The following is an 11,343-nucleotide window of genomic DNA, read 5'->3' as shown; positions in this document are numbered from 1 at the left end:
TGCAGGGTGGCCGTGGCCGAGCCGTCGACCCCGGGCAGCAGCATCCGGGCGCAGACCAGCTCCAGCAGCAGCCGGGGAGCCGTCGTCCCGCGCATCTCGGTGAGGCCCTCGTGCACGGTGTCGGCCACCCCGGAGGAGCCCGCCGGTGACGACGGTGCGCTGACCACGGCCGACGTCCGGCGGATCTGGCCGGAGCTGCTCAAGGTGGTGCGCGGGCACAAGCGCACCACCGAGGCGCTGCTCAAGAGCGCCCAGGTGCACGACCTGACCAACGGGGTGCTCACCCTGGCGGCCACCTCGCCGGCGCTGGCCAAGATGCTGGGCGACGACCTGAACAAGGACGTCATCCGGCAGTCGCTGGAGGAGCTGCTGGGCGTCCGCTGGAAGGTGCAGGCCGTCGTCGAGGGCGGCCCGGGTCAGCCCGGCGGCGCCGGAGGCCGTCCGGGTGGGGCGCCGGTGTCACCCGAGGCCGCGCGGGCCGCCGTGCAGGCCGCGGAGACCGCCGAGGCCGACGAGCTGATGGCCGAACGGGCCGCCGACGCGGACTCCGGCGGAACCGCGAACGACGCGCCGGCGCTGGACCCCGAGGCCGCCGCGCTGCAGCTGCTGCGCACCCAGCTCGGCGCGCGACCGATCGACAGCTGACCCGCGGCCCGGCGGCTACGCGGTGGTCGGGGCGCGTCCGCTCGGGCGCGGCGGCCCGGCTCGCCGGGCGAGCCGGCGCACCCACGGGTCGACCAGCCGTGGGGCCAGCGGCCCCAGCACGGCCAGGATCAGCACGTAGGCGGCGACCGTCGAGCCGAAGGCCGCCGGGACGCTGCCGAGCACCAGCCCGGCGATGATGATCGAGAACTCACCGCGGGCCACCAGCGCGGCACCGGCGCGCACCCGTGCGGGTGGCCCGACCCCGGCCCGGCGCCCGGCGATCCAGCCGGTGCCGAACTTGGTGACGATGCCGACGGCGGCGAGCGCTGCCGCGGGCAGCAGGGCGGCCGGCAGCTGGGTCGGGTCGGTCGAGAGCCCGAAGAAGACGAAGAAGACGGCGGCGAACAGGTCGCGCAGCGGCGAGAGCACGTCCCCGATCCGCTCCGCGACCTCACCGGAGAGGGCGATGCCGAGCAGGAACGCGCCGACCGCAGCCGACACGTGCACCGCCTCGGCGGCGCCGGCGACGAGCAGCGCCAGCCCGAGCACCCGGAGCAGCAGGATCTCGTTGGACCGCGTCCCCACGAACCGGGTCACCGTGCTGCCGTGCCGCACCGCGACGGCCAGCACGACCGCGAGGGTGGCCAGCGCGACGGTCACCGACAGCACCGCGTCGCCGGTGCTGCTGGCCGCCACGACGCCGGTGAGCACCGGAAGGTACGCGGCCATCGCCAGGTCCTCGATGACCAGGACGCCGAGGACGGCCGGGGTCTCCCGGTTGCCGAGCCGCCCGAGGTCGGTGAGGAGCTTGGAGATGATCCCCGAGGAGCTGATCGCGGTGACGCCGAACAGGGCCAGGGCGGCGGTGGGGCCCCAGCCGAGGAACAGTGCCAGCGCAGCGCCGGGCAGCCCGTTGAGCAGCAGGTCGGCGACGCCGACCGGGGCCTGTCGGCGCAGGTTCTCGACCAGGTCGCCGGCGGTGTACTCCAGCCCGAGGACGAGCAGCAGCAGCACGACGCCGACCTCGGCGCCGGCGGAGAAGAAGCCCTCCGGCGCGTCCAGCGGCAGCAGCCCGCCGGTGCCGAACGCCAGCCCGGCCAGCAGGTACAGCGGGATGGGGGACAGGCCGATCCGGCCGGCCAGCGAGCCGAGCAGCCCCAGCCCGAAGACGACGGCGCCGAGCTCCAGCAGCAGGACCGCGGTGTGCCCGACCTCCATCAGCGGGGGTTGAGCAGGTCACCGACCGCTGCGACGCCGTCCGACGTCCCGACCACGACCAGCCGGTCATCGACCTGGAACCGGAAGTCCGGGGTGGGGGAGGCGATCATCTCCTCGCCTCGGACCACCGCGACCACGGAGGCGCCGGTGCGGGTCCGGATGGCCGCGTCGCCCAGGGTGGCGGCGACGTAGGGGGAGCCGGGCTCGATCGGCACGCCCTCGGTGGCCAGGCTCTCCACCTGCTCGCGCAGCCGGGACAGCCGCTCGGTGATCCGGGGCGCGCCCAGCAGCTCGGCGACGACCTCGCTCTCCTCGGCGGTCAGCTCGATCGTGGCCGCGGTGGCGTCGGGGTCCTGCTCGTCGTAGAGGACGACGTGGCGCGCCCCGTTGCGCTGGGAGATGACCCCCACCCGCCGTCCCTGCGCGGTCACCAGGTCGTGGCGGAGCCCGATCCCGGGCAGTCGTGTCTCCTCGACGTCCATCGGCGTCCGTGCTCCTGTCTCGTCCCGGGTGCAGGCGGTTCCCCGCCGTCGGCGCTCATCGTGCCGCGCCGGTTGTTCAGCCGACAGCGGTCCTTGGTCCCCGGTCCAGGGCTCGGAAGCGGGTCAGGGCGGCGACCGACAGCACCGGGCCGGCGGCGAGCAGCACCAGCGTCCACCGCCAGGAGACCGCCTCGGCCAGGTACGGCAGCGCGCTGATCGTCACGGTGGTGAGCAGGAAGCCCGTCGCGGTCTGCACGGTCAGGGCGGTGCCGACCCAGCGCCGGTCGGAGACCTCGCTGAGCAGGGTGGAGAACATGGCCGAGTCGGCGATGACGCTGGCTCCCCAGACGCAGACGAAGACGGCGAACACCCCCGTCGGCCACGACCAGGCCCACGGGGACAGCAGACAGCACACGCCGCTGGTGGCCACCGCGACGGTGGCGACCGGCGCCCGGCCCCACCGGCCGGCGAGCCAGCCGGCCAGCACGCAGCCCACGGCGCCGCAGATCCCGAACGCGGTCAGGGTCAGGAGGGCGATCCGGGCGGCCGGCAGGGCGGGGTCGTGCACGTCCCGCGAGGCGGTCATCCAGACCGCGGCCCAGGTCCAGAGGGCGTAGAGCTCCCACATGTGCCCGAGGTAGGCGAGGTTCACCAGCCGCGGGCGGGCCGACCGGAAGCCGTCGAAGGCCTGCGCGGCGCGGGGGCGGGCGCCGACCGCCAGGTGCGGCCCGGCGCGCAGCAGCCCGAGTGCCAGCAGGGCAGCGACCGCGCCGCTGGCCGCGGCGGCGACCAGCACGGTCCGCCACGAGTCGCCGAGGACGCCGACCAGCAGCTGCGGCAGCAGCGAGCCCAGGGTGAGCGCACCGATCAGCACGCCGAGCGCCAGCCCTCGGCCGCGGGCGCCGAACCAGGAGGCCATCAGCTTCATGCCGATCGGGTAGACCAGCGCCAGGCCCGCCCCGGTGAGGAAGCGCAGCGCGATGCCGACCAGCGGTCCGTCGGCGAGGACGGCGACGCCGAGGGTGCACGCGGCGGCGGCCCCGGCCCCGGTCGCGAGCAGCCGCTCGGGGCGCACCCGGTCGGCCAGCCCGGTCGTCGCCGAGGCCAGCGCGCCCACCACGAAGCCCAGCTGCACGGCGACGGTGAGGCCCACCCCACCGGCGGTGCCCAGCTCCCAGTCGCGGCGCAGCACGGGGAGCACGGCGGAGGCGGAGAACCACACCGCCAGGGCCAGCACCTGGGTCAGCGCGATGAGCGCCAGCTGCGGCCACGGCCCGGTGCGTGCCCCGCCCGCGGGGCTGCCGACCGGTACGCCGTCGTTGGCCACGGCACGACCCTGCCACCGACCCCGCCCGCACCTCACGTCGGCCCGGCGCGGGAGCGCGTGCGGCGGGCTGTCGGTGCCAGCACCTACGCTCGGACCATGCGACCCGGTGGCCAGCCCGACATGCAGCAGATCATGAAGCAGGCACAGCAGATGCAGCAGCAGTTGGCTGCTGCGCAGGAGGAGCTGGCCCGCGCCGAGGTGACCGGTTCGGCCGGTGGCGAGCTGGTCACCGTGACCATGACCGGCAGCGGTGACGTCACCGCCGTCACGATCGCCCCGGCCGCCGTCGACCCCGACGACGTCGAGACCCTGCAGGACCTGGTGGTCGCGGCCGTCCGCGACGCCCAGCGCGCCGTCGGCGAGCTCACCGCCTCCACGATGGGCCCGCTGACCGGCGGTCTCGGTGGCGGGCTGGGTCTCCCCGGCCTCTGATCCACCCGGGTGCGCACACCGCCACCCGCACCGAAGGAGAACTGTGTACGAGGGCGCTGTCCAGGACCTCATCGACGAGCTCGGGCGGCTGCCCGGCGTCGGTCCCAAGAGCGCGCAGCGCATCGCCTTCCACCTGCTGGCCGCCGAGTCGGCCGACGTCGGCCGGCTGGTCGCGGCCCTGCAGCGGGTGCAGGCCGAGGTCCGCTTCTGCGTGACCTGCCACAACGTCGCCGAGGCCGAGCAGTGCCGGATCTGCCGTGACCCGCGGCGCACGCTCGACGTCATCTGCGTCGTCGAGGAGCCCAAGGACGTCGTGGCGATCGAGCGGACCCGGGAGTTCAAGGGCCGCTACCACGTGCTCGGTGGGGCGATCAGCCCGATCGAGGGCATCGGCCCCGACGACCTGCGGGTCAAGGAGCTGATGACCCGGCTGATGGACGGCCAGGTCACCGAGCTGATCATCGCCACCGACCCGAACCTGGAGGGCGAAGCGACCGCCGCCTACCTGGCCCGGCTGGTCGGCCCGCTGGGGCTGGCGGTGTCCCGGCTGGCCAGCGGGCTGCCGGTGGGCGGCGACCTGGAGTACGCCGACGAGGTCACCCTGGGCCGGGCGTTCGAGGGCCGCCGCCGCATCGACGCCTGAAGAAGGACCCAGGCCTCTGGTTGAGGGTTCGATCACAGCGACCCCTGGGAACTGGCGGGTGCAGGAGTCACCGGGCACTCTGGACGAGTGGTCGGGCCCGGTTCGTTGACGCGTCGTCGCGCCATCGACCTCATGCGCCTGGCCGGCACGCTCTGTCGGTGAGCCGACACCCCTGACCGGAGGTCCGCGCCGCGCCCCTGGGCGCCGAGCCAGCTGGACCCCGGCAGTGGGAGCAGTGCCCGCCGTCCGCTCCACCTGCGAGGACTCCCGTGATCGAGCTGTCCGACGTCCGCAAGGTCTTCCCCGCCCGCCGCGCCGCCGGCGAGGTGGTCGCCCTCGACGGCGTGAGCCTGTCCGTCGCCCGTGGTGAGTTCGCCGGCGTGGTGGGCCCCAGCGGCTCGGGCAAGAGCACGCTGGCCCGGCTGGTCAACCTGCTCGAGCGGCCGACCTCGGGCACGGTCACCGTCGACGGCCGGGTGCTCACCGACCTCGACGCCGCCGGGGTCCGGGAGGCCCGGCGCAGCATCGGCATGATCTTCCAGCACTTCAACCTGCTCGACTCCCGCACTGCGGCCGGCAACGTCGAGCACCCCCTGGAGCTGGCCGGGGTCGGCCGCACCGAGCGCCGCCGCCGGGTCGCTGACCTGCTGGACCTGGTGGGCCTGGCCGACCGGCACGCCTCCCGGCCGGCGCAGCTCTCCGGCGGGCAGAAGCAGCGGGTCGCGATCGCCCGCGCCCTGGCCGCCCGCCCCTCCGTGCTGCTCTGCGACGAGGCCACCTCGGCCCTCGATCCGGCCAGCACGACCGGCGTCCTGGAGCTGCTCCGGCAGGTGCGCGCCGAGCTGGGGCTGACCGTGCTGCTCATCACCCACGAGATGTCGGTCGTCCGTGCGGTCTGCGACAGCGCGGTGCTGATGAGCGAGGGCCGGGTGGTCGACGGCGGTCCGCTGGCCGAGGTGCTCGCCCGGCCGGACTCGGCGCTGGCCGCCCAGCTGGTGCCCGCACCGGCCGGCTCCGGGGTCGGTGGTGACCTGGTGCTGGTCACGGTCACCGACGCCACCCCACACGGCGCCGTCCTGCAGACCCTGACCGCCGAGCTCGGCCTGTCGGTCGAGGTGGTCGGTGGTTCGGTGGAGACCGTCGCCGGCCGGCGCTTCGGCCGGCTGCTGCTGCGGGTCGAGGGGGACGACGGCCGGCTGGACCCGGCGCTCGCGCGGCTGCGGGCCGGCGGCGCGCTGGTGGAGCGGGCCGCCGCCGGTGACCCCCGCCCCCAGTCGGACGCCGACGACACACCCCGCCCGGACCGCGAGCCCGACGTGCAGCGGCTCGCCGACGCCCCGGACGTGCAGCGATGAACGACTGGTCCCGGATCGCCCCGCAGCTGCTGGACGCCACCGGCGAGACGCTCTACATGGTCGGCGTCGCCACTGCGCTGACCGTGCTGCTCGGGGTGCCGCTGGGCGTGCTGCTCACCATCACCGCGCCGGGAGCGCTCGCCCCGCACCCGCTGGTGAACCGGGTGCTCGGCCTGGTCGTCAACCTCGGCCGCTCGCTGCCCTTCATCATCCTGCTGGTCCTCGTCGCCCCGGTCACCCGCGGCATCGTCGGCACGACCATCGGCTCGACGGCGACGATCGTGCCGCTGACCATCGGCGCCGTCCCGTTCCTGGCCCGACTGGTCGAGACCAGCCTGCGCGAGGTGGCGCACGGCAAGGTCGAGGCGACGCTGGCCATGGGCGCCCGGCGCCGCGACGTCGTCCGGACCGTGCTGCTGCCCGAGGCGCTGCCCTCGCTGGTCGCCGGGGTCACCGTCACCGTCGTGGCGCTGATCAGCTACTCGGCCATGGCCGGCGCGATCGGTGGCGGCGGGCTCGGCGACTTCGCCATCCGCTACGGCTACCAGCAGTTCCGCACCGACATCACGCTCGCGACCGTCGTCCTGCTGCTCGTGGTGGTGCAGCTCCTCCAGTGGGCCGGCGACCGCTGGGCCCGCCGGCTCGCCACCTCCTGACCGTCCGTCCCGTTCCACCGAGGAGAGAACCGATCATGCGCACGAAGAACCCCCTGGCCGCTGCGGCCGCCGTCGCGACCGCCCTGGCGCTGAGCGCCTGCGGTGGGGGCACCGCCGAGCTGTCGGCCGAGGACGAGCCCTTGCAGGTCGGGGCGTCGCCGGTCCCGCACGCGGAGATCCTCCGTTTCGTCGACGACGAGCTGGCCGACGAGGCCGGCCTGGACCTGGAGATCGTCGAGTTCACCGACTACGTCCAGCCCAACGTCGCCCTGGACGACGGCTCGATCGACGCGAACTACTTCCAGACGATCCCCTACCTGGAGGAGCAGGAGGCCAACGCCGGCTACGACTTCACCGCACTGGAGCCGGTGCACATCGAGCCGCTGGGCATCTACTCCGACTCGCTGACCGACCTCGCCGCGCTGCCCGATGGCGCGACGGTGGCGATCCCCAACGACCCGACCAACGCCGGCCGGGCGCTGCGGCTGCTGGCCGCCAACGACCTGATCACGCTGGCCGACACCGGTGACGCGGCGCCCACCGCGCTCGACGTGGAGGGCAACCCCAAGAACCTGCAGATCCAGGAGATCGAGGCGGCCCAGCTGCCCCGGTCGCTCGTGGACGTCGACGCCGCGGTGATCAACGGCAACTACGCGATCGACGCCGACCTCTCGCCGGCCGAGGACGCCCTCGCGCTGGAGGAGGCCGAGGGCAACCCCAACGCCAACCTGGTCGTCGTGCGCGCCGGCACCGAGGACGACGAGCGGATCAGCCAGCTCGAGGAGCTGCTGCACTCCGACGAGGTGCGGACCTTCATCGAGGAGACCTACGAGGGCGCGGTCATCCCCGCCTTCTGACCCACTCTCCTCCCCACCACAATGGCCATTCTGGTGGGGAGGAGGAGGGTCAGGGCTCGACGACGACGTCCGGGCCCCGCCGGACCGCCCGGCGCACCCGCAGCCGGAACAGCTGGCCGAACCGCTTGACCAGACCGGAGTAGCCCGGCGTGGGCCCGTGCCAGCCGAGGAACCCACGCGGGCCGGACACCATCTCCCCGGTGGAGAGGTCATAGCGGGACTGGTGCCACGGGCAGACCAGGCAGCCCAGGCAGCCCTCGGCGTCCACGTGGCCATCGGCCAGGTCGGCGAGCTGGTGCCGGCACCGGCGGGAGACCGCGGCGAACCGGTCGCCGGTGTTGGCCACCGCCCACTGTCCGGCGGGGCGCACGGCGCCCGGTGGGAGGTCGTCGGCGGGGACGCGGTCGGGCACGGGGGCTCCTGGTCTGGCGGTCTGGTCTCGGGGTGTGGCCGTGCCCCTACCCCGCGCAGGGGCGGGCAGACGTGGCGCGGCGAGCTGGTCGAACTGTCGGTGCCCGGTGGGACGGTCGGCCTCCCGACCCGAGGAGCAGTCATGCCCACTCGTACGACACCCTGGCCGTCCGGTACGCCGTGCTGGATCGACCTCGGCACCCCCGACCCGGACGCCGCCCGGTCCTTCTACGCAGCGGTCCTCGACTGGACCTACCGCGACACCGGTCCCGACTCCGGCGGCTACCTGTTCTGCCTGAAGGACGGGCACGAGGCGGCCGGGCTCGGCCCGCAGCAGGACCCTGCCGATCCACCCCGCTGGACGACGTACTTCGCCACCGACGACGCCGATGCGACGGCCGCCCGGGTGACGGAGGCCGGCGGCACGGTCCTGGCCCCGCCGATGGACGTCGGCCCGGCCGGCCGGATGGCGATCGTCACCGACCCGCAGGGCAGCCCGTTCGGGCTCTGGCAGGCCGGCACCACCACCGGCGTGCAGGTCGTCAACGAACCCGGCGCGCTGGCCTGGAACGAGGCCGCCGTCGACGACCCGGCGGCGGCGCAGGAGTTCTACACCGCCGTGTTCGGCTTCGCCTGGGAGGAGATCCCGGACGCCGGCGGCTACAGCACCTTCGCCACCGGTGACCGCCCGCTGGGCGGGCTGGGAGGCGTGGTCGAGGGGCTGCCCCGCGGCTGGAGCAACGCGTTCTCGGTCGCCGACACCGACGAGGCGGTCCGTGCGGTCGAGGCCGGTGGCGGCAAGGTGCTGATGCCGACCGAGGACACCCCGTACGGCCGGGTCGCCGTCGTCACCGACCCGTGGGGAGCAGCCTTCTCGGTCATGCAGGAGCCGGCCGGCTGAGCCCGCGCAACTCCTGACATCTGGCACCTGTGCCCGGCGGCCGACCGGGGACAGGCTGCTCCTGCCCGGTCGACTCGACGACGTGGGCAGGACCGGGCCGGTTCACCGGCTCGCCGGAGGGGAGTGGTCGGCGTGCGTGACGTCGTCCTGCAGCTGCACGTCGTGACCGGTACCGGTGGTCTGCTGCTCGGCCCCGCCTGGTTGCTGGCCCGGCGGCGGGAGCGGTTCGATCGGCTCCTCGCGGTCGGCTACCAGGTGGCGGTCGGGGTGGTGGCGGTGTCGGCCGGCCTGCTGGCGGTCACCGACCCGAGCCTGGTGTGGCTGCTCCCGCTGGCCGTCGGCACCGAGGTACTGGCGGTCACCGGGGCGCTGGCCCGGCGCCGCCGGTGGTCGGGGTGGCGCAGCTGGCAGCCGCACCTGTTGGGTGGCTCCTACATCGCCCTGGTCACCGGCGTGCTGATCGCCGAGACGGGCAACCCGGTGTTCTGGCTGCTGCCCGCGCTGATCGGGCAGCTGCCGATCGCCGTCGCCAAGCGCCGGCTGGCGGTGGCGGGGCCCTCGATCACCCCCAGCACAGCGTGATCGGCGACGATGGACCCATGCGTCTCCTCTCCCGGCTGCTCCTCCCGCTGGCCGTCGGTGTGCCCGCCGTGTTCCTGGGAGCGGGTCCGGCCCTCGCCGTCGAGCCGTTCGCGCCGGACGAGCAGCTCGTCGACCAGGTCGACGTGCTCGACGGCGGCGAGGAGGCGGAGGTCGAGGCGGCCCTGCAGGAGCTGCAGACCGAGGACGGCACCCAGCTGTACGTGGTCTACGTCGACGACTTCGCCGACCTGTCCGGTCCACAGTGGGCGGCGGAGGCCTTCCAGGAGGCGGGCCTGGGCACCAACGAGATCCTCTTCGCGGTCGCCACGGAGCAGGAGCGCCTCGGCTACTACGTCGGGCAGAGCTCCCCGGTCACGCAGAGCGGGCTCGACTCCTTCATCAGCACCGACGTCGAGCCGTACCTGGTGGAGGGGGACTGGACCGGAGCCGCGGTCACCTTGGCGGAGGGGATCCAGTCCGGGGACGGGTCCGCGGCCGGCAGCAGTGCCGGCGGTGGGGACGGCGGCGGGGGAGCCCTCGCCGTGCTGGTCGGGATCGCCGTCGTCGGCGGTGGCGGGTACGCGCTGATGAAGAGCCGGCGGCGCAAGAAGCAGCAGGCCGCCGCCGCCCGGGCGGCGGAGGAGCGCGCCGCCGCCGAGGCCGCGGCCCGCGACCCGCACCACGGCACCTCCACCGAACAGCTGACCTTCCGGGCCAGCCAGGAGCTGCTCGACCTCGACGAGGCGGTCAAGACCTCCGAGCTCGACCTGGCCTACGCCCGCTCCCAGTACGGCGAGCAGTCGGTCGCCGGCTTCCAGGACGCGCTGAGCCGGTCCAAGGCCGAGCTCTCCCAGGCGTTCGCCCTGCGCCAGGAACTGGACGACGAGTTCCCCGAGGACGAGCCCACCCAGCGCCGCATGCTCACCCAGCTGCTGCAGCTCACCGCGGCCGCCGACGCCCGGCTGGCCGAGCAGGCCGAGGCCTACGCGCAACTGCGCCACCTGCAGGAGTCCGCACCCGAGACACTGGCCGCGCTGACCCCGGTGATCCAGGGGGTCCGGGAGCGGATCCCGGCGACCGAGGCGATCCTGGCGGACCTGCAGCGGCGGTACGCCCACTCGGCCTGGGCGCCGGTCGCCGACAACGTGACCGAGGCGCGCACCCGTACCGACTTCGCCGAGCAGGCGGTCGCCTCCGGTCAGGCCGAGCTCGACCAGGGCCGACCCGCCGGGGCGGTCCCGGCGATCCGGGCGGCCGAGGACGCACTCGCGCAGAGCCGCATGCTGCTGGACGCGGTGGGCCGGCTGGCCGAGGAGCTGGCGGACAGCGGCGCGCGGTTCGACGAGGTGCGGGCGGAGACCGAGCGGGACATCGCCGAGGCCCAGGCGATGCTGTCCCGCGGCGTCGACACCCCGGGGCTGCGGGAGCAGCTGGCCCGGGCCGAGCGTGCGCTTGCCAGCAGCGCCGCGGAGCAGCAGCCGCGCGACGGGACCCTGCCCGACCCGCTGGCCGTCGTCCGGCGGCTGGACGAGGCGGACCTGGCCCTGGAGGCGGCCCTGGAGCCGGCGCGCGACGTCCGGCAGCAGCAGGAGCGGGCCGTGGCCCACCTGCAGCAGGCCATCCGTGCCGCCGACTCGTCGGTCGCCGTCGCCGGTGACTTCATCTCCACCCGGCGCGGCGCGGTCGGCAGCTCCGCGCGCACCCGGCTGGCCGAGGCCGAGCGGCACCTGGACGAGGCCTCCCGGTCCGCCACGGCGGACCCCATCACCGCGCTCAGGGAGGCCCAGCGGGCCGACGGCCTGGCCCGGCAGGCGCTCACCGCCGCCCAGCAGGA

Annotated in this window: 13 protein-coding genes; 9 read left to right on the top strand and 4 right to left on the bottom strand. The window is 74.8% G+C overall.

Annotation, left to right across the window (positions count from 1 at the left end; all coding sequences use genetic code 11):
• Positions 1-117 precede the first annotated feature (117 nt).
• Positions 118-645 (top strand): hypothetical protein, encoded by a 528-nt coding sequence (locus G5C62_RS22245; protein WP_206330791.1) that lies wholly within the window; start codon positions 118-120, stop codon positions 643-645.
• Between the two features lie 15 nt (positions 646-660).
• Here G5C62_RS22245 and G5C62_RS22240 read toward each other — a convergent pair whose 3' ends face one another.
• The 3 genes from G5C62_RS22240 to G5C62_RS22230 form a co-directional block, all read right to left on the bottom strand.
• Positions 661-1,863, bottom strand: a complete 1,203-nt coding sequence (locus G5C62_RS22240) for a cation:proton antiporter (protein ID WP_036335092.1) — start codon at positions 1,861-1,863, stop codon at positions 661-663.
• Complete coding sequence (locus G5C62_RS22235; protein ID WP_036335095.1) at positions 1,863-2,345, bottom strand: cation:proton antiporter regulatory subunit; 483 nt, start codon at positions 2,343-2,345, stop codon at positions 1,863-1,865. The genes G5C62_RS22240 and G5C62_RS22235 overlap by 1 nt, the downstream gene beginning before the upstream one ends.
• Before the next feature lie 76 nt (positions 2,346-2,421).
• Positions 2,422-3,672: an MFS transporter gene (locus G5C62_RS22230; protein WP_164702721.1), complete on the bottom strand. Its 1,251-nt coding sequence runs from the start codon at positions 3,670-3,672 to the stop codon at positions 2,422-2,424.
• Positions 3,673-3,768: 96 nt separating this feature from the next.
• On the opposite strand from G5C62_RS22230, the gene G5C62_RS22225 reads away from it, so the two are divergent.
• The 5 genes from G5C62_RS22225 to G5C62_RS22205 all read left to right on the top strand — a co-directional run bounded on the left by G5C62_RS22225 (position 3,769) and on the right by G5C62_RS22205 (position 7,615).
• Positions 3,769-4,104: a YbaB/EbfC family nucleoid-associated protein gene (locus G5C62_RS22225; RefSeq protein ID WP_164702720.1), complete on the top strand. Its 336-nt coding sequence runs from the start codon at positions 3,769-3,771 to the stop codon at positions 4,102-4,104.
• 43 nt (positions 4,105-4,147) lie between these two features.
• A complete protein-coding gene (recR, locus tag G5C62_RS22220; RefSeq protein WP_036335096.1) occupies positions 4,148-4,747 on the top strand; it encodes a recombination mediator RecR in 600 nt (199 codons plus the stop codon).
• A 269-nt stretch (positions 4,748-5,016) separates the two neighbouring features.
• Positions 5,017-6,102, top strand: coding sequence for a methionine ABC transporter ATP-binding protein (locus G5C62_RS22215; protein WP_164702719.1), 1,086 nt, complete (start codon positions 5,017-5,019; stop codon positions 6,100-6,102).
• A complete protein-coding gene (locus G5C62_RS22210; RefSeq protein ID WP_036335099.1) occupies positions 6,099-6,758 on the top strand; it encodes a methionine ABC transporter permease in 660 nt (219 codons plus the stop codon). Before G5C62_RS22215 ends, G5C62_RS22210 begins: the two co-directional genes overlap by 4 nt.
• Positions 6,759-6,793: 35 nt before the next feature.
• On the top strand, positions 6,794-7,615 hold the full coding sequence (locus tag G5C62_RS22205; protein WP_164702718.1) for a MetQ/NlpA family ABC transporter substrate-binding protein: 822 nt from the start codon (positions 6,794-6,796) through the stop codon (positions 7,613-7,615).
• Between the two features lie 49 nt (positions 7,616-7,664).
• On the opposite strand, the gene G5C62_RS22200 is transcribed toward G5C62_RS22205, so the two are convergent.
• Entirely contained in the window at positions 7,665-8,027 is a 363-nt protein-coding gene (locus tag G5C62_RS22200) for a Rieske (2Fe-2S) protein (RefSeq protein WP_164702717.1), read from the bottom strand.
• 141 nt (positions 8,028-8,168) lie between these two features.
• Here G5C62_RS22200 and G5C62_RS22195 point away from each other — a divergent pair, with 141 nt between their 5' ends.
• The 3 genes from G5C62_RS22195 to G5C62_RS22185 form a co-directional block, all read left to right on the top strand.
• Positions 8,169-8,927, top strand: a complete 759-nt coding sequence (locus G5C62_RS22195) for a VOC family protein (protein ID WP_164702716.1) — start codon at positions 8,169-8,171, stop codon at positions 8,925-8,927.
• A gap of 132 nt (positions 8,928-9,059) precedes the next feature.
• A complete protein-coding gene (locus tag G5C62_RS22190) occupies positions 9,060-9,509 on the top strand; it encodes a hypothetical protein (RefSeq protein WP_164702715.1) in 450 nt (149 codons plus the stop codon).
• 17 nt (positions 9,510-9,526) lie between these two features.
• Positions 9,527-11,343, top strand: a 1,817-nt coding sequence (locus tag G5C62_RS22185) for a TPM domain-containing protein (protein WP_164702714.1), incomplete at its 3' end; no start/stop codon positions are given.

The sequence above is a fragment of the Modestobacter sp. KNN46-3 genome, from assembly GCF_011039295.1.
The sequence above is the reverse complement of the archived record's forward strand: the minus strand, read 5'-3'. Positions and strand labels throughout refer to the sequence as shown.